Origin of the sequence: Antarctobacter aquimaris (assembly GCF_900184945.1) — a bacterium.
Lineage (GTDB): Bacteria > Pseudomonadota > Alphaproteobacteria > Rhodobacterales > Rhodobacteraceae > Maliponia > Maliponia aquimaris.
Genome location: NZ_FXYF01000013.1, coordinates 110,311 through 134,650 on the forward strand (window position 1 = coordinate 110,311; position 24,340 = coordinate 134,650).

The window sequence follows — 24,340 nt, forward strand, 5'->3', positions numbered from 1 at the left end:
CGCCGGCATCCGGCGGCTGGCCCCCTGGACCCCATGCATGGCCTTCAGGCCGCCGCGTCGTCCGCCAGCAGCCGCGCCCGCAGCGCCGCCTGGTCCAGCCCCAGCCCCGAGAACAGCGTCCAGGCATGCACCCCCTGGAAAAAGAACAGCTCCCACCCGGAGATGATCGACAGCCCCGCCGCAGCCGCATCGGTCAGGAACTGCGTGTCCGTCGGCGTGTAGACCGCGTCAAACGCCCAGTCCGATCCAAAGATGGCCCCGGCCCGCAGCGGCGTGCCGTCGTAACCCACCATGCCGACCGGCGTGCAGTTGATCAGGCCGCTGGCGCCCTGCGCCGCATTCTCGGCGTCGATCCAGATGCTGATGTCCATGTCGGGCACGACCGAATGCAACGCGTCGGCCAGCGCCTCGGCCTTGGCCGGGTCGCGGTCCACCAGCCGCAGTTCGGTGCAGCCCAGCCGCGCCAGGCCAAAGGCCACCGCCCGCCCCACCCCGCCGGTGCCGATCATCAGCACCGGGCCGGTGGCCATCTTGCCGCGCACGGTTTCATAGGCCGCGACAAAGCCCGAGTAATCGGTGTTGAAGCCGCGCGGCCCGTCCGCCTCGAAGATCACGGTGTTGCAGGCGCCCATGGCGCGCACCAGCGGATCGTCGACCCGCAGCTGTGCCGTCACCCGCTCCTTGTAGGGGTAGGTCACGTTGATGCCGCGGTAGCCGCCGGTCCGGCAGCGGTCGAACACCTGTTCAAAGCTTTCGCCCATGTCCTTTGGCACCAGCCGCTCATAGGTCACGGCGATGCCGTTCTGATCCCCGGCAAGCCGGTGCAGGAGCGGCGAGCGCGAGCGCGCGATGTTGTCGCCGATCAAGCCCAGCTTCAGCGTCTTTCCTTCGGTCATGTCCGTGCCTCCCCGAAGATCTTGCGCTTGCCCCAGGTCCAGAGCGGCGTTTGCGAGACAAAGATCAGGATCACCGAGACGAACAGCACCGTGGACAGCGGGCTGGAGAACAAACCGCCAAAGAAGCGGCCCAGGTCTTCGCGTTCCGAGATGATCGCGCGGCGCCAGTTGTCGTCCAGCAGGCGCGACAGGATCACGCCCAGGATCACCGGACCCAGCGGATAACCGTAGTGCCGCATGAAGTAGCCGAACACGCCAAAGCCGAGCATCCAGTAGACATCGGTGATCGAGTTGTTGACCGCAAAGGCGCCGACGATGGACAGCAGCATGATGAGCGGGATCAGCACCGAGCGCGGCATCTCGACGATCCGGGTGAACAGCTTGATCCCCGTCAGGCCGAACAGCAGCATGAAGCAGTTCGCCATGACCAGCGCGCCGACGATGAACCAGAACATGTCCGGCTGGTCGATCATCAGCATCGGGCCGGGGTTCAGCCCGTGGATGAACAGCGCGCCGATCATGATGGCGGTCACTGCGTCGCCGGGAATGCCCAGCGTCATCATCGGGATGAAGGCCCCGCCGACGGCGGCGTTGTTGGCGGTCTCGGGCGCCACCAGCCCCTCCATCGCGCCCTTGCCAAAGGGCACCTTGGGGTTCTTGGTCACGCGCTTGGCGTGGTCGTAGGCCATGAGGGCGGCGATGTCGCCACCCGTGCCGGGCAAAGCGCCGATCACGACGCCGATGGTCGAGGTCTGCATCGACAGAGGCAGGTGTTTTTTCACCGTGGCAAAGGACGGCACGATGCGGCTGATCTTTTGCCGCACGGCATCCTTGTCGACGTGGTGCAGCTGTTGCAGCGCCTCGGACACGCCGAACATGCCGATCATCACGGCGATGAAGGAGATCCCGCCCTGCATGAAGGTCAGGTCAAAGGTAAAGCGTTCGGTAAAGGTCAGCGGGTCGCGGCCCACCGCGCCGATGGCGATGCCCAGCGCGCCGGCAAAGATACCCTTGACCAGGCTGCCGGTGGACAATGAGCCGACCAGCAGGATGCCCAGCAGCGCCAACAGCATGTAGTCGCGCGGCTGGAACCGCAGCGCAAAGTCCGACACCAGCGGTGCCGCCACGGCCAGCACGGCGATGCCGACAAACCCGCCGATAAAGGACATGACGGTGGTCACGCCGATCGCGGTGCCCGCCTCGCCGCGCTGCGCCATGGGATAGCCGTCCAGCGCCGTGGCGATGGCCGAGGGCGCGCCGGGGATGTTCAGCAGGATCGCCGTGCGCGAGCCGCCATAGACGCCGCCCATGTAGATGCCGATCATCAGCGCAATGGCCGGGTGGACGTCCCAGGAAAAGGTGAAGGAGATCAGGATCGACACCGCCATGGTCACCGACAGGCCGGGAATGGCGCCGACATAGACCCCGGCAAAGGTGCCCAGGCCCACCAGAAGCAACAGGTGCGGATGCGTGAAGACGGTCAGGAAATCCATCAAGGCGGTCATTTCGCCGATCCTCCGAACAGGTCGCGGAACAGCTGGACGAATTCGGCCTCGGGGACGATCCCGGCGGGCATCAGCACGGTGAACACGATGCGGAAGATCAGCCAGATCACCACCAGGCTGCCCAGCGACACGATCAGGGTAAAGGCCCAGCTGCGCCGTGACAGCACCTTGATGGCGACGACCAGGAACAGGACCGACGTGGGCAGGAAACCCAGCGGCTTCAGCAACATCGCGTAGCCCACCAGCAGCGCGGCAAAGAGGATGGCGACCGGCGGCAGGATGTCCTTCATCAGCGTCTCGCTCGAGACGCGCGGCAGACGCAGGGTGCGCAGCAGGACGATGCCCGCCGTCACCGCCATGACCAGCGATGTCGCCATCGGGATGCTGCCGGGCGAGGACAGCTTGTCAAAGCCCGAGATGCCGTAGGCGTTCCACAACAGGACGAGGCTGACAACAAAGAGAAAGACGGCAAAACCCAGTTCGCCGGGCCGGCGCGCACTGTCGTAGCCGCCCGGCGTGGCGTCCGAGGTGCCATCGTGATGCTCAGTTTCGGGTGTGGTCATCGGGGGTCCTCCTCCGGGGATCGGCTGCGCTTTATGAAACGGCGCCGCGCTTCACGGGGGAAGGCGGCGCCGAGTCTGCTCGTGCCTCATGGCGAGATCGCGTCCGGCGGGCGCCCCTGTCGCGGGGCGCCTTGTGGTGCGTTACTGCGCCGGGCGGGCGATGCCGAAGTCCTCGGGCGAGGCTTTGGTCAGGCCGGCGTCCTGCAGCAGCCAGGTGGTGCCCTGCTGCCACTTGGACAGGAAGGCCTGCGCCTCGTCGCCGGAGATGCCCATCAGCTGGAAACCGCGGTTGTCCATCAGCGCCACGAAATCCGGGTGCTGCGCGCCTTCCGCATAGGCGGCGGCAAGCTTGGCCACCACGTCGTCCGGCGTGCCGTTCTTGACGAAAACGCCAAAGAACGGGCCCCAGGGCAGGTAGGTGTTGTAGGCATCGTTGAAGGAGGTGATCGTCGGCACGCCCGGCAGCTTTTCATTCTCGACCACGTCGAAGACCGCCAGAGGCTTCATGTTGCCGGCGCGAATGCCTTCGATGGCGGCACCCAGCACGGCGGGCATTACGTCCACGGCACCGCCTTGCAGCGCGGTCAGCGCTGGGCCGTCGCCGTCATAGGGAACCGCGATCACGTCCAGCCCGCCTTCGACGGTCTGGATCATCGCGGTGATGACCGACGGCAGGCCGCCGGGGCCGGTGGCGCCGAAACGCACCTCGCCCGGGTGCTCCTTGATGTAGGCCATCATGCCGGCATAGTCGTCAAAGGGCGCGTCCTTGTTGGCCACCAGCATCGGTGTGCCGCGCGCCAGGATCGCGACCGGGGTGAAGTCCGCGTAATCCTTGTCGCCCAGGCCCATGACCTTGTAGAGCAGCGGGTTTTCCGCGCCCATCAGCAGGGTGTAGCCGTCGGCCTCCGCGTCGGCCACGTAGTTCAGCGCGATCGCGCCTACGGCGCCGGTCATGTTCTGCATGACGATGGTGCCGCCCAACGCGGCCTCCGCGTGCGGCGTGACCGAGCGCATGACCGTGTCGGTCGACCCGCCCGCGCCCCACTGGATGATGCCCTGGATTTCCTTGGCCGGGTAATCCTGCGCGGTGGCGGCGGTCGCGGCCAGCACAAGCGCCGAGGCGGCGCCGAGAATGAAACGCTTCATGAGTGTCCTCCCTTTGAAAGCAGCCGGACGCGATCCTCCCCGCGTCCGTTGGGCCACGGTATGAGGCATCAAGCGCCTTAACGTCAAATACGAAAAACGCGCCGGACGTAACCTGATGTTACGATCAAGCCCAGCTGCGCCCCGCCTCGGCCAGTTGCTTGCGGAACTGGCGGATGCTGAACTCGGCAAAGTTGGACAGGCCGCGGTCCTTCTTGGTGACGGCATAGATGTCGATATAGGTTTCCTCGGCGATCGGCTTGCGCACGACGCCGGGCATGTAGACCTCGGCGACCGAGAATTCGTCGATCAGCGCCACCCCCAGCCCGTGCCGCACGAGGCTGACCAGCGTCTGGGCAAAGCGCCCGCGCATCGAGTGGCGCACCTCCAGCCCCGCCTCGCGGAAGGGACGCGAGATGATGCGGCCGTAGGGATCGGCGGGATCGACCCCCACCAGCGGCTCACCCACCAGGTCGTGGACCGACAGCGTCGCGCGGTCGGCCAGCGGGTGGCCTTCGGGCAGGATGGCGATCACGCGGCCATGGGCCAGCTTTTCGCTGTGGAGGCCGGGGTTGTGGATGGGCGAGCTCATGATGACGAACTCGCCGCGCTCCAGCAGAAGGTAATCGGCGGTTTCCTCGATCTTGAGGATGTTCAGGTCGATGTAGAGATCAGGGTAACGGGCGCGGATGCTGCGGATCGCCCGCGCCGCGATGAACTGCGCGACCGAGGGGGCCGAGGCAAAGGCCAGCTGCACCTCCTCGCCCTTTTGCAGCGAGTCGAGCGCGCTTTGCAGGTTCTCGACGCCCTTGTAGACCTCGCGGATCTGGTCAAAGACGCGGCTCGCCTCGACCGAGGGGACAAACAGCCCCGCCCGCCGTTCGAACAGGCGCAGGCCCAGAGATTCCTCGGTATGCTTGACCAGGCGCGACACGCCGGGCGCCGAGACACCCAGCAATTCCGCCGCGCCGCTGATGGTGCCGCGCAGCATGACGGCGCGGATGACCTCGACCTGGCGCAGGGTGATTTCGCGCATCTGGCAGCCCCTCGGATAACATGATGTTGCTTTCATCGCATGAAATGTCATTGACGTTAAGCCCTCTTGGCGGCGAGATCCCGGACGGCAGCAGGAGGACCCGCCATGGACCAGACGACCGACCTTGCCGTGATCGGCTCTGGCGCCGGCGGGCTGGCTGCGGCGGTGACGGCGGCGGCGATGGGGCTGCGGGTGACGCTGCTGGAGAAATCGGCGGTGCTGGGCGGCACCACCGCCTGGTCCGGCGGCTGGATCTGGGCGCCGGGCAACCCGGTCGCGCGGCGCGCCGGGATCGTCGAGGATGCGCAGGCGCCGCGGACCTACCTAGAGGCCCTGCTGGGCAATCATTTCGACACCGAGCGGGTGGACGCCTTTCTGGCCGCCGCGCCGCAGATGGTGGGGTTCTTCGAGGACCAAACCGCCTTGCAGTTCGAAGGCGGCACCGCCATTCCCGACACCTACGGCCACCTGCCCGGCGCGGGCACCGGAGGGCGGTCTGTGATCGCGCAGCCCTATGACGCGCGAAGGCTGGGCAAGGCCCTGGCCCTGCTGCGCCAACCGCTGCGCGAGACCACCTTTCACGGCATGACGATCCAGGCCGGGCCGGACCTGCGCGCCTTCATGACGATGACCCGTTCGCCCCGCGCCTTTCTGCACGCCAGCCGCCGGGTGCTGCGCCACCTGCGCGACCTTGCCTTGCACGGGCGCGGGATGGACCTGCGCAACGGCGCCGCGCTGGTGGCGCGGCTGCTGCGCTCGGCGCTGGACCTGGGCGTCGACATTCGCACCGGCGTCACGGTCACGGCGCTGGAGCAATCGGCGGGCCGTGTCACCGGCCTGCGCCTGTCGGACGGCGGCCGCCTCACCTGCCGCAATGGCGTCGTTCTGGCGACCGGCGGCTTTGCCCATGACAGTGCGCTGCGACAGCAGACCTTTCCGCGTGACAAGGAACACCGCACGCTGGCCGTACCCGAGGCGACCGGCGACGGCATCACCCTGGCGCGCGCGGTCGGCGCGGCCCTGCGCACTGACCTGCGCCGCCCTGCCGCCTATTGCCCGGTGTCCGAGGTGCCCTGGCCGGACGGGCGCAGAGGCCTGTTCCCGCACATCATCGAGCGCGGCAAGCCGGGGGTGATCGGCGTGCTGGCGGACGGGCGGCGCTTCTGCAACGAGGGGCTGGGCTATCACGACTACGTCGAGGCGCTGCTGGACGCGGTGCCCGAGGGCGCGCCCGCGCGGTCCTGGCTGGTCTGCGATATCCGATTCCTGCGCCGCTACGGGCTGGGCGTCGTGCGCCCGCAGCCGGTGCCCTGGCGCGGCTGGGCAAGGCGCGGCTACCTCAAGACCGGGCGCACGGTCGAGGACCTCGCCCGCGCCTGCGGCATCGACGCAGGCGGTCTGAGGGCCACGGTGGACGACTGGAACACACTCGCCGCCCAGGGCGAGGATCCGCAGTTCCAGCGCGGCACCACCCCCTACATGCGCCTTCAGGGCGACCCCGAGCAGCAGCCCAACCCCTGCGTCGCGCCGATCACGCGCGCGCCCTTTTGCGCGGTCGAGGTCAGGCCGGGCAGTTTTGGCACCTTTGCGGGGCTTGCCTGCAATGGCCGGGCGCAGGTGCTGAACGACACCGGTGCGCCGATCCACGGCCTCTGGGCGGCAGGCACCGATGCCGCCAGCCCCTTTGGCGGGTTCTACCCCGCCGGGGGCATCAACCTTGGACCCGCCCTGACCTTCGGCTTTGTCGCCGGGCGGGACGCCGCAGGAGCCACGCCATGACCCGCAAGCTGAGTGTCGCCCACCTGACCGCCATCGACCTGCCCCCGCCCGCGCTGATCGAAGCCGCCGCCGAGGCCGGCCTCGACGGGGTCGGCCTGCGCCTGTTGCGCGTCACGCCCGACAGCCCCGGCTACCCGCTGACGGCGCGCGCCGACCTGCAAGCCACCCGGCACGCGCTACAGGCCACCGGGCTGAAGGTGGCGGACGTGGAGTTCCTGCGGATCACGCCGGAGTTCCAGCTGTCGGAGATCGCGGCCCTGCTGGAGGTGGGGGCCGAACTGGGCGCGCGCCACCTGATCACCGCGCCCTATGACGATGACCTGTCGCGCCTGTCCGACAGCCTGTCCACCGTGGCCGAAGCCGCCGACCGACACGGGATGCGCGCGGTGCTGGAGTTCTTTCCATGGACGTCCGTGCCTGACCTCGCAACCTGCTGGCAGGTGGTGCAACAGGCCGGCCCCCTGCCCGGCATCCTGCTGGACACGCTGCATTTCGACCGCTCCGGCTCGACCCTCGCCGACATCGCGCGGATCCCGGCGGACCGCTTCCCCTTCCTGCACCTCGCCGATGCGCCGAGACAGGACAGCTACACCACCGAAGAGCTGCTGGACACCGCGCGGCGGCAACGCCTGATCCCCGGCGAAGGCGCCATCGACCTCGCCGCGATCCTGGCGGCATTGCCCGCAGGCCAACCCATCGGGCTGGAGATCCCCGACGCCGCGCGCGAAGGCATGCCGGTAGCACAGCGGCTGCGGCTGGCGCGGCAGGCCACGCTGGATCTGCTGGCGCGGGTGGACGGACCAGAGGCCTGACAGGGCGATGGCCTAAGACCCCGAACCGTGCCAAGACTGGCACCATGACCCGCCTGAACCTCGACCAGCTGAGCGCCTTCCTGCACGTCGTCCGCCTGGGCAGCGTGACCAAGGCGGCGGACGCTCTGCACCTGACGCAGCCGGCCATCACCGCCCGGCTGCGCAACCTGCAATCCGCGCTGGGAACCGAGCTGTTCGACCGCAGCGCGGGCGGGTTGCGGCTGACGCGCAAGGGCGAGATGCTGCTGACCTACGCAGAACGTTTCGAGCGGCTCGACGGGCTGGTGCAGCGCGACATCGTCGCCCCCGAAAGCCTGGAGGGACGCCTGAGGATCGGCGTGTCCGAAACCATCGCGCAATGCTGGCTGCCGGACCTGATCACCCGGCTGCACGGGCGCTATCCGAACCTGGAAATCGAGTTCAACGTCGACATCTCGATCAATTTGCGCGCCGCGCTGCTGGACCGAGGGCTGGACCTGGCGGTGCTGCTGGGCCCGATCTCGGAATACTCGGTCACCAACATCGACCTGCCGGACTTTGACCTGGCCTGGTACGTCGCCGCGCGCACGCCGGAGCCCGACGATCCGGCCGACCATTTCCGTCGCCCGGTGTTGACCTACGCGCGCCAGACCCGCCCCTTTCGCGAGCTGAAAAAGCTGTTGCAGGACCGGGTGGACCCGGATGTGGCGCTGTTTCCGTCTTCCTCGCTGTCGGCCTGCTTCCGGCTGGTCGAGGCCGAGCTGGGCGTCGCCGCCCTGCCCCGCGCGCTGGGACGCGAGTACGTGGCACGCGGCACGATCCGCGAGTTCGACCCCGGCTGGGTGCCGCCGCCGCTGCACTTCACCGCCTCCTACCTGGCCGAACCGCCCAGCCCGCTGATCGAAAGCGCGGCGGAGCTGGCGCTGGAGGCGGCGCGGGAGTACGTCAACGCATAAATTATCTCTATGCAATAAGCGTAAAATTATTGATTGGATTTTATTGACCCCCGGTGGCAGCGTGACCGCAAAACGGGGAGACAGAAACGTGGCCACCGATCATCACGCGCTCATGGACAGACCTCTGGCCGATGTGCTGGCCGAAATCCGGGCTGGCCGCTACCGCTCGCACACCGCCGGTCTGGGCCTGGGATACCTGCAGACGAACCTGGCGATTCTGCCGCGCGCCGTGGCGCTCGACTTCATGCGCTACTGCCAGCGCAACCCCAAGCCCTGCCCGCTGGTCGGCGTGTCGGACACCGGCAACCCGATGATGTTCACGCTGGGGCGTGACCTCGACATCCGCACCGACGTGCCCGCCTACAACGTCTATGTCGACGGCAAGCTGGCGCGCAGCCAGACCGAGATCACCGATATCTGGAGCGACGAGATGGTCGCCTTTGCGCTGGGCTGTTCGTTCACCTTCGAACGCGCGTTGGTCGAGGCGGGCATCCCGGTCTGGCACATCGAGAACGACACCACGGTGCCGATGTTCCGGTCCAGCATCGACACGGTGCCCGCCGGTCCGTTCCGGGGCAAGATGGTGGTCAGCATGCGCAGCATCGACGCCGCGCACGTGGACCTGGCCACCGAGATTTCGCGCCGCTTTCCGCTGGCGCATGGCGCGCCGGTGCACATCGGCGACCCCGCCGCCATCGGCATCGCCGACGTCAGCCGCCCCGACTGGGGCGACCCCGCGCCGGTCGGCCCCGGCCAGGTGCCGATGTTCTGGGCCTGCGGCGTGACCCCCCAGGTTGCGATCGAGGCGGCGGGCGTGCCCCTGTGCATCACGCACAAGCCCGGCCACATGCTGCTGACCGAAATCCCCGAAGACGCCGAGGTGCCGGTCCTGCCGCCCCTCGCCCGCTGATTTTTTCAAGCCGACCCCACCACTCACAGACACGATCCACCCGACAAGGAGACACGACATGAAAACCACCCTGACGCTGCTCGCCACCACAGCCCTGATCGCCGGCTCGGCTGTCGCCGAGGACCTCTCGGTCGTCGGCAGTTGGTCCGGCCTGCCGCTGCACAAGGATTTTGAAGCCCCGTTCTGGAGCGAGACCCTGCCCGCCGCCTCGGGCGGCACCATCAACGTGGCCCTGACCACGCACAACCAGATGAACCTGGGCGTCGGCGATGTCTATGCCCTGCTGGGTGACGGCGTCTATGACGTGGGCATGACCGTGGCCGACTATGCGGTGGCCGACGCGCCCGAACTCGAAGGCCTCGACGTGCCGCTGCTGGCGCTGACGGCGGACGAGGCGCGCGCCATGGTCGACGCGGCCCGCCCGATGGTCACCGATATCTTCCATGACCGCTTCAACAGCCACGTCCTCGCCATCGCGCCCTATCCGCCGCAGGTCGTTTTCTGCAATGGCGAGATCAACAGCCTCGATGACCTCGCGGGCAAGAAGGTGCGCGGCTCGGGCCGGATGACGACGCTGTTCCTCGAGGCGCTGGGCGCCGAGGGCGTGAACGTCTCCTTTGCCGAGGTGCCGGGGGCCTTGCAGAAGGGCGTCGTGGATTGCGCCATCACCGGCGCCGGCTCGGGCTACTCGGCCGGCTGGTGGGAGGTGTCCACCCACCTGCTGCCGATCCCGCTGGGCGGCTGGGATTCGGTCGTGACCGCGATCAACCTGGACAAGTGGAACAGCCTCGACGACGCCACCAAGACGCTGATCTCCGAGCAGATCAAGACCAACTTCGAAGACCCCGCCTGGGCCGCGGCGCAGGGTGCGCTCGACAATGACGTCGCCTGCCTGACCGGCAACGGCGCCTGCGCCTCGGGGGATGCACGCTCGATGACGCTGGTCGCGGTGTCGGATGCCGATTTCGCCAAGGCGCGCGACGTGCTGGTGACCAAGGTCCTGCCCGACTGGGCCGAGCGCGCCGGCGGCGACTGGGCGCAGCGCTGGAACGACTCGGTCGGCAAGACCGTCGGCGTGACCATCGCACAGTGAGCTTGAGACAGTGACCCCGTGAGACCCCGCGGCGCCCGGAAAACGGGCGCCGCATCACCCTGCATTCGGAGACGCCCGGAATGGCCGAGACGATCCTGCTTACCCTGCGACGACTGAACCGGCTGATCGCCCTGCTTGTCGGCGTGCTGCTGATGGGCTGCGCGGCCTTCGTGCTGGCCGATATCGTGTTGCGCCAGATCGGGTCGTCGCTGGGCGGCACCGACGAGATCAGCGGCTATGTCATGGCCATCGCCACCGCCTGGGGCATGGGCTACACGCTGATCGAGCTGGGCCATGTGCGCATCGACCTGCTGCGCAGCCGCGCCGGATCGCGCGCCCGCGCCTTCTTTGACCTCGCCGCCATGCTCGCGCTGTCGATGACGGTGACGATGATCGCCATCAAGGGCTGGCCGGTGCTGGCGCGCTCGCTCAAGAACAACTCGCACGCCAACACGCCGCTGGAGACGCCGCTGGCGCTGGTGCAGGCGCCCTGGTTCGCCGGCTGGATCTGGTTCGCCCTCGTCGCCTGGGCCACCTTCGCCGCTGCCGTGATGCTGCTGGCCCGCGGCAAGTTCACCGAATCCGAAGCCGCCATCGGCACCTTTGGCGAACTGGATGCGCTGAAATGATCGGTTCCATCACCTTTGGCCTGCTGGGCCTGCTGTGCTTGTCGATCCCGGTCGGCATCGTGCTGTTCCTGCTGGGCTTCGGCATCGACGCCTTCTACAGCCCCTTTCCGCTGACCAAGGGCCTGGGCAACCTGGTCTGGTCCACCTCCAACAACGCGACGCTGATCGCCATCCCATTCTTCGTGCTGCTGGGCGAGATCCTGGTCCGCTCAGGGATTGCCACGCGCACCTATGCCGCGCTCGACCGCTGGGTCAGCTGGCTGCCGGGCGGGCTGGTGCATGCCAACATTGCCACGGCGACGATGTTCTCGGCCACATCGGGGTCGTCCGTGGCGACCGCCGCGACCGTGGCCACCGTGGCCATGCCGCAGGCGGAAAAGCTGGGCTACGACCCCAAGCTGTTTTCCGGTGCCATCGCCGCGGGCGGCACGCTGGGCATCATGATCCCGCCCTCGATCAACCTGATCGTCTACGGCTTTCTCACCCAGACCTCGATCCCGCGACTGTTCCTGGCCGGCCTCGTGCCCGGCATCGCGCTGGCGCTGGCCTTTGTGCTGATCACCGTGATCATCTGCGCCATCCGCCCCAGCCTCGGCGGTCAGCGCCGGGTCTTCCCGTTCCCCGAGATGCTGCGCGCGCTGGTGCAGCTGATCCCGATCATCCTGCTGTTCACCGTCATCATCGGCACCATCTACAAGGGCTGGGCCACCCCGACCGAGGCCGCCGCCGTCGGCGTGGGCGGCGCCATCGTGATCGCCGCCTTCTTTGGCACGGTCAACCTCGGCATGTTCCGCGAAGCGATTCTGGGCACGGTCAAGATCACCTCGATGATCATGCTCGTCGTGATCGGCGCGTCCTTCCTCAATTTCACCCTCGCCTCCGCCGGCATCGGCCGCGAGTTGCAATCCTTCCTCGAAGGGCTGGGCCTGTCGCCCTTGTCCTTCATGCTGGTGATCGTGCTGGTCTACATCGTGCTGGGCTTCTTCATCGAGACGCTGTCGCTGATGGTCGTCACCATCCCCATCGTCGTGCCGCTGGTGGTGCAGCAGGGGTTTGACCCGATCTGGTTCGGCATCCTGATGATCGTGCTGATCGAAATGGCCTTGATCACGCCGCCGGTGGGGTTGAACCTTTACGTCGTCCAAGGCGCGCGGCAGAGTGGCCACATGAGCGAAGTCATGCTGGGAACCCTGCCCTATCTTGCGATGATGCTGGCCATGGCGGCCGCGCTGATCGCCTTTCCGCAGATCGCCCTGTTCCTGCCGGACGCGCTGCAATGACCCAAGGGCCCGAGGGTTTCCCGCGCGTCGCCCCGGTGGGCACCGACGGGCTGCTGGTCAGCTTTGGCGACCGGCTGAGCGAGACGGCCAACCGCGCCGCGCTGTCGTTTCGCGCGGCGGCTGAGGCCGCCGCGCTGGACGGGCTGGCGGAAACCTCCAGCACGCTGGCCTCGGCCTACCTGCGGTTTGACCCCGACGGGCTGGACCATGCCACGATGGAGGCCGAGGTGCAGGCGCTGCTGGCCCGCGAGGACTGGTTCGCCGCCGCGCTCCCCGAGGGGCGGCGTCTGTGGCGCATCCCCACCGTCTTTGGCACCGACCTTGCGCCGCAACTGTCCGAGGCCGCCCATGCGGCGGGGCTGACGCCGGACGCGGCTATCCGCTCGATCTCGGAGGCGCGGGTGCGGGTGCAGACCATCGGCTTTGCCCCCGGCCAGCCCTACCTGGGCGAGCTGGACCCCTGCTGGAACATTCCCCGCCAGAGCACGCTGACCGAACGGGTGCCGATCGGGGCGCTGACCGTCGCGATCCGGCAGCTGGTGCTGTTCTCGGTCTCGACGCCGACCGGCTGGCGCCACATCGGCCAGACTGCCTTTCGCGCCTTCCGCCCGGACAGCGACACGCCCTTCGTGCTGCGCGTGGGTGACGAGGTGGTCTTTGACCCCGTCCCCGCCGAGGCCTACGCGGGCCTCGCCGACCAGGGCCCGGACGGCGGCGCAACCTGCGAGCCTTTGTCATGAGCGTGACGCTGAAGGTGCTGCGCGCCGGGCCGGGCGTGACGGTGCAGGACCTCGGTCGCCCCGGCTACATGGGCTTTGGCCTGTCGCGCGGCGGCGCCGCCGACCGGCTGGCGCTGTACGAGGGGGCCGCTCTGCTGGGCCAGCCCGCGAGCAATGCGGCGCTGGAAATGGCCGGCTTCGGCGGCGAGTTCGAAGCGACCGAGGACCTGTGCATCGCCCTGACCGGCGCGCCGATGCAGGCCAGCATCGACGGCACCCGCGCCGCCTGGGACGCCAGCCACCTTTTGCCCAGGGGCGCGCGGCTGTCGATCGGCGGCGCCACCTCGGGCAGCTACGGCTACCTGCACGTCGGCGGCGGGATCGAGACGGTGTCCATCCTTGGTTCGCGCGCGGCGCACCTCGCGGCGGGCATCGGCGCGGCGGTGACGGCGGGCCAGACCCTGCCCATCGGCGCCGACAAGGGGACCCAGACCGGCCTGTGCCTCGACCCCGACCCGCGTTTCGAAGGCGGCAAGGTGCGCGTGGTGCCCGGCCCGCAGACACGCTTTTTTGCGCCTGCGGAACTCGACCGATTCGCCGCCGAAACATTTCGCCGCGACACGCGGGGCAACCGGATGGGCGTGCGCTTTGTTCCCGGGGGCGAGGCCTTTGCCACCGATGCGGGGCTGTCCATCCTGTCCGAAGTGGTGGTGCCCGGCGACATCCAGGTGACGGGCGACGGCACGCCGTTCGTCCTGCTGAGCGAATGCCAGACCACCGGCGGCTATCCCCGGATCGGCACGGTGATCGCCGCCGACCTGCCGCGCGTCGCGCAGGCGGTGCCGGGAGCACAGCTGCGGTTCGAGTTCCTGACCATCGAGGCCGGGGCCGAGGCCGACACCAGGGAGCGCCGCCGCATCGCCACGCTGCGCAACCACCTGCGCCCGCTGATCCGCGATCCCGCGCGGATGACGGGCCTGCTGTCCTACGAGTTCATCAGCGGCGTGACGGCGGGCGACGACCTGGACCGCGCCGGCTGAGTCACACCAGCGCGCCCTGCCGCAGCAGTTCGCGCCGGACGGCGGCGGCATCGGCCGTGCCGAGGGCCGCCGCCACCCCCGCCGCCTGCCCGGTGGCAAAGGCCGTGCCCATCACGCGCGCCGAGGCATAGGCCGCCGGATCGGCCCCCAGACAGCGCCCCGCCAGCATCAGGTTGCCCAGGTCGTGCGACCGCAGCGCACCCAGCGGCACACCGTAGAGGCCGTCGCCGCCGATCCGCCGATACTCGGCCCGTCCCGGCCCGTGCAGGATCTCCATCGGCCAGGCGCCCAGCGCGATGCTGTCCTCCGGCCGCTTGCCTTCAAGCAGGATGTCCTCGCGCAGGGGGGCCAGGCTGCGGGCATGGCGGGTCTCGCGGATGCCGACCTTCGGCCCGGTCACCGACACATGCGCCGCCGCGTAGCCCGGCAGCGCGCGCAACCGGTCCACCGCCGCCCAGGCCAGTTCGCGCCCGTCCCGCTCGGCCTGCGCGAGGTCGGCACCGTCCAAGCCATTGGTCTCGACGTCGATGGCCAGCCACCACAGGTCCGCCATGCCCGGCAGGGTCGTCAGGATGCCACCGTCCGCGCGCAGCTCGGCCCGCCCGTGCCGCAGCGCCATCCCCGCCAGCACGGCGGCGCGCGCGGGTTTGTCCAGCGAGGCTCCGGGCGCGACGCCACCGATCCGCACCGGCAGCGAGGCGGGCTGGATCACATGACCGTCGTGCAGCGGACAGGGCGTCGCCCCCGCCAGAAAGGCCAGCTCCGCGTCCCCCGTCGCATCGACGAAAGCCGATACCGATACCTCGCGCAGCCCGCGCGGGTCGCGCAGGGTCACGCTTTCGATCCGACCATCGTTCACCGTGACCCCGGCCAGGTCGCTGTGCAGCACCACCTCTGCGCCGCTCTCGGCCAGCAGCCGGTCCAAGGCCAGCTTGACCGCCTCCGGGTTCAGCCGGATCGGCCAGTTGCCGGAGGCCGAGAAATAGGGCACCACGTCCAGCCCAAGGGCCGCAAGGTGGTCCAGCGCCCGCCGCCCGACCCCCGCCACCGCCGGATCGGGCATCGCCCCCGCGACCTGCGGGTAGAAGCCGCACCAGGCCAGCACCTGCCCCAGCGTCGCCGCCCCGCCGAGGAAACCCGCGCGTTCCACCAGCAGCACCCGCGCGCCACAGTCCGCAGCACCCACCGCCGCCGCCACCCCGGCGCTGCCGCCTCCGGCGACGACGACGTCATACCGGTCCATCAGCGCTGCCACGGCATCAGCCGCCGTTGCAGCCAGGACAAGAGCGCGGTGAAGGTGACGCCCATCGCCATGACGACGACCAGCCCGGCGTACATCTTTTCCGGCACCAGCACCTCCCAGTAGTAGAAGGTCATGTAGCCGACGCCCTGCTTGGCGCGCAGGAACTCGACCGAGATGATGACGATCATCGCCGTGCCCAGCGCGATCCGCAGCCCGGCAAAGATCACCGGCAGCGCGCCCGGCAGGATGACGTGGCGCAGCATCTGCCAGGGCCCCGCGCCGTAGTTGCGCGCGGCCATCAGGTACACCGGGTCGATCTGCCGGACCCCGGCCATGGTGTTGATCGCCATCAGGATGAAGACCGCCAGCGCCACCACGACGATCTTTGGCCCCTCGCCGAAGGGGTCGCCGAACATCAGCATGACGATGGGAAAGATCGCGATCTTGGGCAGGACGTAGATCGCCGACAGCGTGGTATCCAGCATCAGCCGCACTGTCTGGTTCACCCCCATGACGACGCCCACCAGGATGCCGGGCACCGCGCCCAGCACGAATCCCGCCAGCACCCGGCCGACCGTGGCCAGCAGGTGGCTTTCGCCCAAGAGGGTGCCCACAGCGGCCAGCCCGCCTTCGGCGAAGGTCTGCGGGATCAGCCAGGGACGGCCCAGCAGGCTGGTCTCGGAAAAGCGGTTGTAGGTCACCGACACGTCCCAGAGCGCCTTGGCGATCTCGCTTGGCGGCGGGAACCACAGCCGGTTGATCAGGCCGAAATGGCCGCCCATCTGCCACAGCCCCAGCACCAGCAGCGGAAAGCCCAGCGCCAGCGCGCGTTCATAGCCGCCGCGTGCCCGCGCCGGGACCACGCGGCCGATGCGTTCACAGATCATCACCAGCAGGACAAAGCTGAGCGTCATGGCGGGCCAGGCCCAGGCGCGCCAGACGCCCAGCGCGGCAAGTGTCACATGCAGCGCCACCAGCGCGCCCGCCAGCATCAGCACCGCGCGGCGATGGGTATCGGGGCTCATGTCTCCATCTCCATCGCGCGCGTCACCTCGGCGCTGAGCTTGTCCCAGATCATCGCGCGGTACTCCGAGAATTGCGGCAGGTTCGTCGTCTCGAAGCTGCGCGGGCGCGGCAGGTCGATCTGGTAGATGTCGAGAATGCGGCCCGGCTGCGCGCTCATCAGCACCACGCGGTCGCCCAGCAGCACCGCCTCTTCCAGCGAATGGGTGATGTAGAGCACCGTCTTGCGGGTCTCTTCCCAGATGCGCAGCAGTTCCTCCTGAAGCACCACCCGGGTCTGCGCGTCGAGCGCACCCAGCGGTTCGTCCATCAGCAGCACCTCGGGATCGTTGGCCAGCGCGCGGATGATGCTGACACGCTGCTTCATCCCGCCGGAAATCTGGTGCGGGTAGTGATCGGCGAACCTGGCCAGACCCACCCGGTCCAGCCAGTAGCGCGCGGTTTCCTCGCGCAGCGCCGGGGCCACGCCGCGCATCCGCAGGCCAAAGGTCACGTTCTCGATCACCGTCTTCCACGGAAAGATCGCGTATTCCTGGAACACCACGCTGTTCAGCGGGCGGTCCGCGTCCAGGCTGCGGGCGATCTCGATGCTGCCCGAAGAGATGCCCTCCAGCCCCGCGACCATGCGCAGGAAGGTCGACTTGCCACAGCCGGACGGGCCGACGATGGCGACGAATTCGCCGTCCGCCACGTCGAGGTCAAAGCTGTCGACGGCCACGAAAGGCCCGCTGGCGGTGTCGTAGACCTTGCGCACCTGGCGGGCGCGGATCTTCGGCGTGGCAAGGCGCGTGTCCACGGTCGGCATACTCCATGTGCGGAAAACCGGCGCGCCCATGGGTCCGGGCGCGCCGCAGGGGCCCTCAGCCGTCGAGGTCGGCGATGGCCTTTTCGACAAAGCGCGAGTCCACCACGTTCGACAGGTCGAGCGGGTCGGTATACTCGGTCCGGCCATTCTCGCGCTGGACCTTTTCCATGTCCGCCAGCCCGGCCACCGGGATCTGCATCATCGGGTCATAGACCAGCGGGCTGCCCGACCGGATCGCCTCCTCGGTGGAGTTGGTGTAGACAAGGTAGGCCTCAATGTTCTCGGGCGCGAGATAGTCGTCGCCCTGCATCATGCGCGCCGCCTCGGTCAGGGCCAGCACAAAGCGTTCGGCGACCTCGGGCCGCTCATTGACGAACTTGCCCGAGCCGACAAAGGCCACCGTCATCAGGCCCGGCGTCAGGTCCGACTCCAGCACCTTGCCGGTGCCGGCGTTGATGATCTCGTCGGCGTAGGGCGAGCCCACCAGCGCCGCGTCGACCGACCCGTTGGCGATGGCCGTGGCCATGTCCGGGTTCGACACGTTCATCAGTTCCACGTCGCGGATCGTCAGGTCGCCGCGCGCGAGGCCCTTGGACACCAGGTATTCGCCGCCGCTGCCGGGGCCGCCGGCCACCGCCACGCGCTTGCCCTTGAGGTCCGCCGCCGACTTGACCGATCCGTCATCGGCCAGCGCGCTGCGCACCACCAGCTTGGTCGGGCTGTTCTCCATCGGCTCCAGCGCGCCGGGGGCGATCACGCGAATGTCCAGCCCGCGGTCCCAGCCGCTCCACAGCGACGTGACGATGGCGATGCCGCCCACGTCGATGCTGCCCTGGGTCAGAAAGGCGATGGCCTCGGTGCCCGACTTCACCCGCTCCAGTTCCACGTCGAGGCCGTTTTTGTCGAATAGGCCGCGCTGTTCGGCGACATACATCGCCGCGAACTTCATGATCGGCACGTAGGCGACCGTCACCTTTTCCGGCGGGTCCAGCGGCGCCACGCTCTCGGCCGCGGCCAGCCCCGGTGCCAGCGCAACAGCCGCCGTCAGCGCGGCCGTGCGGATGGCCATCCTCAAGTTCCCAAACATCGCTTTCCTCCCTTGCGATGGTCCGGCGGGCCGGGCAGCCCCCGTCCGGACCGTTCTATTGGCCTGCGCCCGGTCTTCTCTGGTTGCGCGGTCACCCGCGTGTGGTCGGCCCCTCATGCGGGGCCTCGCCATAGATCATCCTGCGGCACGAGGCGTCCGCCCCTTGCAGCCCCGGAAATAGGCCCTCCAGAGCGGCCCCCAGCCGGGTTTCGGCGCGCCGCGCCGCATCCTCGGACAGCGCTTCGGCGCAGAGCAGCCAGTCGAACGCCCCCTCTGCCCCGCCGCGCATGGTCTTTTCGACACTGTGCCGGTCCGTGATGCCCCGGTCCACCCGATAAAGCCGCAGGCTGACAACGCCGTCCACGCCGACATGCGGCGCCAGTGCTGCGGCGAGCGTGTTCAGGTCGGGGCGAAGGCCCGCCGCGATCCGCCAAACCACCACGTGTGCGCCAAAGCCATTGCCCAGCTTCAGCACCTGCGCGCCCAGCGCCCGGTCGAACGGTCCAAAGCGCGGCATGATGCGTTGCGTCCAGGCGGACGGCGCATCGAGGATCGCCTTGTAGGCGGGACCTTGCAACACCTCCAGCCCCTCGGTGGCATAGAGGATGAAATGCGAACAGGGATCGTCCAGCGCTTCGAACAGCCGGACACCCAGGAAACCGGGGGAAAAGGTGCGGTCGGCGATGTGCTCCTGCGTCAGCCAGGCGCGGTAATCGTCGAGGTCCCCGGGGGCCATGTCGCACCAGATCGCAAGGAAGCCGTACCGCCCCGTCATTCCGCCCCCTCGAACAGCACGCGGCGAGCCAGTTCCACGTCCATCTCCTGCCCCGTCCACATCCGGAACGCGGGCACCGCCTGGTAGAGCTGCATCCCCAGCCCCGAGACGGTGACACAGCCGCGCCGCGCCGCCTGAGCCAGCAGCGGCGTTTCGCGCGGGACATAGATCAGGTCGCAGACCACGAGGCCCGGCCGCAACAGGCCTGCATCGTGCAGCGCCATGCCCGGCTCGGCACCGTGCATCCCCACCGGCGTCGCGTTGACCAGGATATTGGCAGCGCCAATGGCCTCGGCCAGGGCCTCCCGGCCATCGAGATCCTGCAAGGTGATGCCGCAGCCCAGGCGGTTGCGCACGCGGGCCACCATCGCCCCGGCAGCCTCGAAGAACCCGTCGCGCCGGTTGACCAGGGTGATCGCCGACACGCCCTCCAGCGCCGCCTGCACCGCCACGGCCATTCCCGCGCCGCCCGCCCCCAGCAGAACCATGCGCCGCCCCGCGTAGGGCACCCCCGCCTCGGCCAGCGACGACATGAAGCCTTCACCGTCAGTCAGGTGCCCGGTCAGGACACCGCCGTCGTTGACGATGACATTCACCGCACCGGCCAGGTCGGCCGCGGGCGACAGATGATCGAGATGCGGCAGGATCGCGCGCTTCAAGGGCATGGTGACATTGGCGCCACTCAGGTTCAGAACCCGCATCGCTTGCACCACTTCGGCCGCATCCCGCGCCCCGGTATCAAACGGGACATAGACGAAATCGAGACCCATCGCCGCAAACACGGTGTTCTGCATCAACGGCGAGCGGCTGTGCCCGATGGGTGAGCCGAACAGCCCGATCACCCGCGTCCTGCCGGAAATCCTCGAAACCATGCGCCCTCCCGGTCCTGCCCACGCAGTCTAGACACGCAGGCAAGGGACTGAAAAGGAGAATGATTTCAACCAAGACCCCCGCGTCACCCCGGCCGTCGCCGAAGCGCGGCGCCAAGGGACGGTGGGTGGGGCGCCTTTCGGCGCAGCCGAAACAGCGTCACCCACCGTCCCCAAACTCTCACGACGCCAGCGGCATCCGCCGTTCGACGATCTCGGCCCACCACGAACAGCCCGCCGGGATCGCCTCGTCGTTGAAGTTGTACTCCGGGTGATGCACCATCGCCGTATCGCCGTTGCCCACAAGGATATAGGCCCCGGGCCGTTCCTCCAGCATGTAGGCAAAATCCTCGCCGCCCATAACGATCGGCGCCTCCTCGACCCCGCCCGACACCGCGCGCGCCACGTCGCGGGCAAATTCGGTCTGCTCGGGGTGGTTGACCATCACCGGGTAGCCCTTGTGATAGACGACCTCGGCCGTGCCGCCAAAGGTCGCCGCGACGCCGGCGGCAATCGCCTTGATCCGGGCCTCGGCCAGCGCGCGCATCTCCTTGGACTGGGTGCGCACGGTGCCCTTGATGTGCACCCGCTGCGGGATCACGTTGAAGGCCTTCGACGAGGTCTCGAACGAGGTCACCGAGACCACCACCTGGTCCACCGGGTCGGCGTTGCGCGCAGCGATGGTCTGCATCGCCAGCACCAGCTGCGCCGCCATGACCGTGGTGTCCACCGTCTCGTGCGGCTTGGCCGCATGGCCGCCGCGCCCCTCGAGATGGATCTCGAACTGGTCGGTGGCGGCAAAGAAGGCGCCCTCGCGGATGGCAAAGCTGCCCACAGGCTTGCCCGGCCAGTTGTGCATGCCATAGACCTCCTGGATGCCCCAGCGGTCCATCATGCCGTCGTCGCACATCTCCTTGCCGCCGCCGCCGCCCTCTTCGGCGGGCTGGAAGATCACCACCACCGTGCCGTCGAAGTTGCGAGTCTCCGACAGGTATTTCGCCGCGCCCAGCAGCATGGCGGTATGGCCGTCATGGCCGCAAGCGTGCATCGCGCCCGGCGTCCTGGACGCATAGCCGACGCCGGTCTGCTCGTGGATCGGCAGCGCGTCCATGTCGGCGCGCAGCCCGATCACCTTGCCCGAGCCGTTGCCGCGCCCCTTGATGACGCCGACGACCCCGGTGCGGCCGATCCCGGTCACCACCTCGTCGCAGCCGAATTCGGCCAGCTTTTCGGCCACCAGCGCCGAGGTCCGATGCGTGTCGAACAGCAGCTCGGGGTTCTCGTGAATGTCCCGCCGCCAGGCGGTGATCTCGTCCTGCAATTCTGCAAAGCGGTTCTTGACCGGCATCTTGCGCACTCCCCTTGATGTCTTGATCGCAGGACACTGCCAGCGCGCCGGAGCAGGTGCAAGCCCGCCGTCCTCCCGCCGCGATCAATTCTTTACCGCGCGGTCAAAATTCCAGCCCCCAGCGCCGCCTCAGCCCGCCGGCATCCGCCGCTCCGCCATCTCGGCAAAGAAACTGGCTCCCACGGGAATCAGCGCATCGTTGAAGTCGTACCCCGGGTTGTGCAGGTCGGCGCTGTCCTCGCCGTTGCCAAGGAACAGGAAGGCGCCCGGCCGGGCCGCCAGCATGTCGCCGAAATCCTCGCTGCCCATGACGGGGGCCGCATCGCGCACCACCGACCCCGACACGCCTTCGGCCACGTCGGCGGCAAAGGCGGCGTGGTCCGGCGCGTTGACCAGCGCCTCGACCCCCACCGAATAGGCGCAGGTCGCCTGCGCGCCATGGGCGGTCGCGGTCGCGGCCGCGATCTGCGACAGCCGGTGCCGGATCGTCTGGCGGTCCTCCTCGCGGTAGGTGCGCACGGTGCCGATGATCGACACCGTGTCGGGCAAGACGTTGTAGGTAAAGCTGCCCGAGCGGATGCCGCCCACCGTCACCACCACGGGCTGCTGCGCGTCGATCACCCGTGACGCGATGCTCTGCAATGTCACGACGATCTGCGCGGCGGCCAGGTTGCAGTCCACCGCCAGGTGCGGCATCGCGCCATGCCCGCCCTTGCCGGTCACGGTGATCTCGAACTTGTCCGCGGCGGCCAGGAACGGCCCGGGACGGGTGCGGAAGGCACCCAGCGGAACGCCGGGCCAGTTGTGCAGGGCGTAGACCTCCTCGACTCCGAATTCCTCGAACACCCCCTCGGCCAGCATCGCCTTGGCGCCGCCGCCGCCCTCCTCGGCCGGCTGGAACAGCGCCACCACCGTGCCGTCGAAATTGCGCGTCTCGGCCAGGTAGCGCAGCGCGCCCAGCAGCATGGTCGTGTGCCCGTCATGACCGCAGGCATGCATCCTGCCCGCGATGGTCGAGGCATGATCCGCGCCGGTCTGCTCAAGGATCGGCAGCGCGTCCATGTCGGCGCGAAAGCCCACCACGCGCCGCGACGTGCCGCGCCCGCGGATCACCGCGACGACACCGGTCCGCCCGACTCCCTCGCGCACCGCGTCGCATCCCATGGCACGCAGCCGGTCCGCCACCAGCGCAGCGGTGCGGTGCTCCTCGAATCGCAGCTCGGGGTGGCGGTGCAGGTCCTGGCGGAAGGCGGTCAATTCGTCCTGCCATTCGGCGATGCGGTTCTTGACGGGCATGGGCGCCTCCCTCTGTGCCCGCCCAGCCTGCCACCCGCGGCGCGGCACGGCAAGCCGCGCTAGAGGTTCGGCCCGCGCCGCAGCTTCGATCCGTCGGAAAAGCGCCCGATGCGAAACCGGGTCAGGTCATGCCCCGGATCGGCCCCCGTGGCCAGGTCCACCGCGATGCGGCCAAAGGCGGGCCCGATGCCGAAACCGTGCCCGCACATGCCGGTGACCACCGTCAGCCCCGGCAGTTGCGGCACCCGGTCCACCACCGGCACCACGTCCGGCAGCACGTCGATCATCCCACCCCAGGCGGCCTGCCGCGCGATCCGCCCCACCTGCGGATAGAGCCCGTGAAAGCGGCGGGTGATCTCCGACACCTTGGCCATGTTCGGCCCGGGATCGAGAATGCGCATCCGCTCGAAGGGGCTGACCTCCGCCCCGGACCACCTGCGCGGCGTCGAAAAGGCATCGGGCCAGCCCGCGGGCTGTGGACCGCGCAAATGCGTGTCGAACGCGCCCGACAGCGCCAGCGGCAGGTAGTATTTCAGGTGCCGCAACACGTCCGGTCCAAGGTACAGTTCGGCATAGGCGGCGGGGGCGAGCATATAGCCGCCGTCGGCGCGCGGCCGAAAGGCCAGCTTGTCGTCCACCGCAGCCGTCGCCACCACTTGCGGCAAGGGGCCGGTGGCCAGCACGGTCGAACGGACCGAAAGCTGCGGAGTGTCGACCCCGTGCCGCCGCAGGAACATCGACGACCAGGCCCCGCCCGCCAGCACCACGGCGCCACAGCGGATCCGGCCCGCCTCGGTGATGACCCCGGTGACCCTTCCACCCTCCAGGTCCAGCCCGCGTACCGCACACCGCTCGCGGATCGCCGCCCCCGCCGCCTGCGCCAGTCGCGCCAGTTCCGGCACGGCCACCCAGGGCTCGCCCTTCAGGTCGGTGGGGGTGTGCAGCGCGCCCACCCAGGGCGCATCCGGCCCGTTCAGCATGGCCCGCATCCCGGCGCGGTCCAGCATCTGCGACGACACGCCCAGCGGCTGCGCCTGCGCCAGCCAGTCCGCGAAACCCGCCATATCGCGTTCGGACCGCGCGAGGTAGGTGACGCCCACCTGCCGCACACCCAGCCGCCCGCCACATTCGGCGTCCAGCGCCCGCCACAGCGTCTGCGCCTCCAGCGCGATCGGCACCTCGTCGAGGTCCCGGCCCTGCACCCGGATCCAGCCCCAGTTGCGCGCGCTCTGCTCGGCCGCGATGCGCCCCTTTTCCAGCAGCGCCACCGACAGCCCCTGCCGCGCCGCGAACAGCGCGGTCGAGACGCCGATCACCCCACCGCCGATCACGACGAGATCGGCCCGCCCCGGCAGATCGCCGCCAAAGGCGACAGGCCCGCTGTCGGTGAACGGAAAGGTCATAGGCAGCCCTTGCCGACTACCCGCGCGCCCCGCCAAAGCGGCACAGGCGCGTCTCTGGAAAGAGAAAACGCTGCAAGAGCGCCCCAGTGCTTCTTCTCTGTCCAAATACTCCCGGGGGTGAACTGGCCGCCAGGCCAGGAGGGGGCAGCGC

The 24,340-nt window shown here is 68.9% G+C and carries 23 protein-coding genes; 9 read left to right on the top strand and 14 right to left on the bottom strand.

What is annotated here, in order from left to right; translation table 11 throughout:
- Nucleotides 1-44: 44 nt before the first annotated feature.
- The 5 genes from MAA8898_RS19800 to MAA8898_RS19820 all read right to left on the bottom strand — a co-directional run bounded on the left by MAA8898_RS19800 (nucleotide 45) and on the right by MAA8898_RS19820 (nucleotide 5,143).
- Nucleotides 45-896: a shikimate dehydrogenase family protein gene (locus MAA8898_RS19800; protein WP_094022759.1), complete on the bottom strand. Its 852-nt coding sequence runs from the start codon at nucleotides 894-896 to the stop codon at nucleotides 45-47.
- The gene (locus tag MAA8898_RS19805; protein ID WP_094022760.1) at nucleotides 893-2,401 is read right to left on the bottom strand and encodes a tripartite tricarboxylate transporter permease; all 1,509 of its coding nucleotides are present in this window, start codon (nucleotides 2,399-2,401) and stop codon (nucleotides 893-895) included. The genes MAA8898_RS19800 and MAA8898_RS19805 overlap by 4 nt, the downstream gene beginning before the upstream one ends.
- Nucleotides 2,398-2,964, bottom strand: a complete 567-nt coding sequence (locus MAA8898_RS19810) for a tripartite tricarboxylate transporter TctB family protein (protein WP_094022761.1) — start codon at nucleotides 2,962-2,964, stop codon at nucleotides 2,398-2,400. Before MAA8898_RS19810 ends, MAA8898_RS19805 begins: the two co-directional genes overlap by 4 nt.
- Before the next feature lie 141 nt (nucleotides 2,965-3,105).
- Nucleotides 3,106-4,110, bottom strand: coding sequence for a tripartite tricarboxylate transporter substrate binding protein (locus MAA8898_RS19815; RefSeq protein ID WP_094022762.1), 1,005 nt, complete (start codon nucleotides 4,108-4,110; stop codon nucleotides 3,106-3,108).
- A 124-nt stretch (nucleotides 4,111-4,234) separates the two neighbouring features.
- Nucleotides 4,235-5,143 (bottom strand): LysR family transcriptional regulator, encoded by a 909-nt coding sequence (locus MAA8898_RS19820; protein WP_094022763.1) that lies wholly within the window; start codon nucleotides 5,141-5,143, stop codon nucleotides 4,235-4,237.
- Between the two features lie 105 nt (nucleotides 5,144-5,248).
- On the opposite strand from MAA8898_RS19820, the gene MAA8898_RS19825 reads away from it, so the two are divergent.
- The 9 genes from MAA8898_RS19825 (at nucleotide 5,249) to MAA8898_RS19865 (ending at nucleotide 14,340) form a co-directional block, all read left to right on the top strand.
- Nucleotides 5,249-6,922: an FAD-dependent oxidoreductase gene (locus tag MAA8898_RS19825; RefSeq protein WP_094022764.1), complete on the top strand. Its 1,674-nt coding sequence runs from the start codon at nucleotides 5,249-5,251 to the stop codon at nucleotides 6,920-6,922.
- Nucleotides 6,919-7,734 (top strand): sugar phosphate isomerase/epimerase family protein, encoded by an 816-nt coding sequence (locus MAA8898_RS19830; RefSeq protein WP_094022765.1) that lies wholly within the window; start codon nucleotides 6,919-6,921, stop codon nucleotides 7,732-7,734. Before MAA8898_RS19825 ends, MAA8898_RS19830 begins: the two co-directional genes overlap by 4 nt.
- A 44-nt stretch (nucleotides 7,735-7,778) precedes the next feature.
- Nucleotides 7,779-8,669, top strand: a complete 891-nt coding sequence (locus MAA8898_RS19835; RefSeq protein ID WP_094022766.1) for a LysR family transcriptional regulator — start codon at nucleotides 7,779-7,781, stop codon at nucleotides 8,667-8,669.
- Between the two features lie 88 nt (nucleotides 8,670-8,757).
- Nucleotides 8,758-9,579 (top strand): putative hydro-lyase, encoded by an 822-nt coding sequence (locus MAA8898_RS19840; RefSeq protein ID WP_370738633.1) that lies wholly within the window; start codon nucleotides 8,758-8,760, stop codon nucleotides 9,577-9,579.
- A 58-nt stretch (nucleotides 9,580-9,637) separates the two neighbouring features.
- Nucleotides 9,638-10,672 (top strand): TRAP transporter substrate-binding protein, encoded by a 1,035-nt coding sequence (locus MAA8898_RS19845; protein WP_094022768.1) that lies wholly within the window; start codon nucleotides 9,638-9,640, stop codon nucleotides 10,670-10,672.
- Between the two features lie 80 nt (nucleotides 10,673-10,752).
- Nucleotides 10,753-11,301 (top strand): TRAP transporter small permease subunit, encoded by a 549-nt coding sequence (locus MAA8898_RS19850; RefSeq protein WP_094022769.1) that lies wholly within the window; start codon nucleotides 10,753-10,755, stop codon nucleotides 11,299-11,301.
- The gene (locus tag MAA8898_RS19855; protein ID WP_094022770.1) at nucleotides 11,298-12,581 is read left to right on the top strand and encodes a TRAP transporter large permease; all 1,284 of its coding nucleotides are present in this window, start codon (nucleotides 11,298-11,300) and stop codon (nucleotides 12,579-12,581) included. Before MAA8898_RS19850 ends, MAA8898_RS19855 begins: the two co-directional genes overlap by 4 nt.
- A complete protein-coding gene (locus MAA8898_RS19860; protein ID WP_094022771.1) occupies nucleotides 12,578-13,321 on the top strand; it encodes a 5-oxoprolinase subunit B family protein in 744 nt (247 codons plus the stop codon). Before MAA8898_RS19855 ends, MAA8898_RS19860 begins: the two co-directional genes overlap by 4 nt.
- Nucleotides 13,318-14,340, top strand: a complete 1,023-nt coding sequence (locus tag MAA8898_RS19865; RefSeq protein WP_094022772.1) for a 5-oxoprolinase subunit C family protein — start codon at nucleotides 13,318-13,320, stop codon at nucleotides 14,338-14,340. Before MAA8898_RS19860 ends, MAA8898_RS19865 begins: the two co-directional genes overlap by 4 nt.
- Nucleotide 14,341: 1 nt before the next feature.
- Here MAA8898_RS19865 and MAA8898_RS19870 read toward each other — a convergent pair whose 3' ends face one another.
- The 9 genes from MAA8898_RS19870 to MAA8898_RS19910 form a co-directional block, all read right to left on the bottom strand.
- The gene (locus MAA8898_RS19870; RefSeq protein ID WP_141194897.1) at nucleotides 14,342-15,583 is read right to left on the bottom strand and encodes an FAD-dependent oxidoreductase; all 1,242 of its coding nucleotides are present in this window, start codon (nucleotides 15,581-15,583) and stop codon (nucleotides 14,342-14,344) included.
- Entirely contained in the window at nucleotides 15,583-16,608 is a 1,026-nt protein-coding gene (locus MAA8898_RS19875) for an ABC transporter permease (protein ID WP_094022774.1), read from the bottom strand. Before MAA8898_RS19875 ends, MAA8898_RS19870 begins: the two co-directional genes overlap by 1 nt.
- Nucleotides 16,605-17,411 carry an ABC transporter ATP-binding protein gene (locus MAA8898_RS19880; RefSeq protein WP_094022775.1) on the bottom strand — a complete coding sequence of 269 codons (807 nt, stop codon included), beginning with the start codon at nucleotides 17,409-17,411 and terminating at the stop codon, nucleotides 16,605-16,607. Before MAA8898_RS19880 ends, MAA8898_RS19875 begins: the two co-directional genes overlap by 4 nt.
- Before the next feature lie 55 nt (nucleotides 17,412-17,466).
- Nucleotides 17,467-18,480, bottom strand: coding sequence for an ABC transporter substrate-binding protein (locus tag MAA8898_RS19885; protein ID WP_176445243.1), 1,014 nt, complete (start codon nucleotides 18,478-18,480; stop codon nucleotides 17,467-17,469).
- 109 nt (nucleotides 18,481-18,589) lie between these two features.
- On the bottom strand, nucleotides 18,590-19,273 hold the full coding sequence (locus MAA8898_RS19890) for a hypothetical protein (protein ID WP_094022777.1): 684 nt from the start codon (nucleotides 19,271-19,273) through the stop codon (nucleotides 18,590-18,592).
- Nucleotides 19,270-20,145 (bottom strand): shikimate dehydrogenase, encoded by an 876-nt coding sequence (aroE, locus tag MAA8898_RS19895; protein ID WP_094022778.1) that lies wholly within the window; start codon nucleotides 20,143-20,145, stop codon nucleotides 19,270-19,272. The genes MAA8898_RS19890 and aroE overlap by 4 nt, the downstream gene beginning before the upstream one ends.
- Nucleotides 20,146-20,323: 178 nt before the next feature.
- Entirely contained in the window at nucleotides 20,324-21,490 is a 1,167-nt protein-coding gene (locus MAA8898_RS19900; RefSeq protein ID WP_094022795.1) for a M20 aminoacylase family protein, read from the bottom strand.
- 129 nt (nucleotides 21,491-21,619) lie between these two features.
- Nucleotides 21,620-22,786: a M20 aminoacylase family protein gene (locus MAA8898_RS19905; protein ID WP_094022779.1), complete on the bottom strand. Its 1,167-nt coding sequence runs from the start codon at nucleotides 22,784-22,786 to the stop codon at nucleotides 21,620-21,622.
- 59 nt (nucleotides 22,787-22,845) lie between these two features.
- Complete coding sequence (locus MAA8898_RS19910) at nucleotides 22,846-24,189, bottom strand: NAD(P)/FAD-dependent oxidoreductase (protein ID WP_094022780.1); 1,344 nt, start codon at nucleotides 24,187-24,189, stop codon at nucleotides 22,846-22,848.
- Between the last annotated feature and the right edge of the window lie 151 nt (nucleotides 24,190-24,340).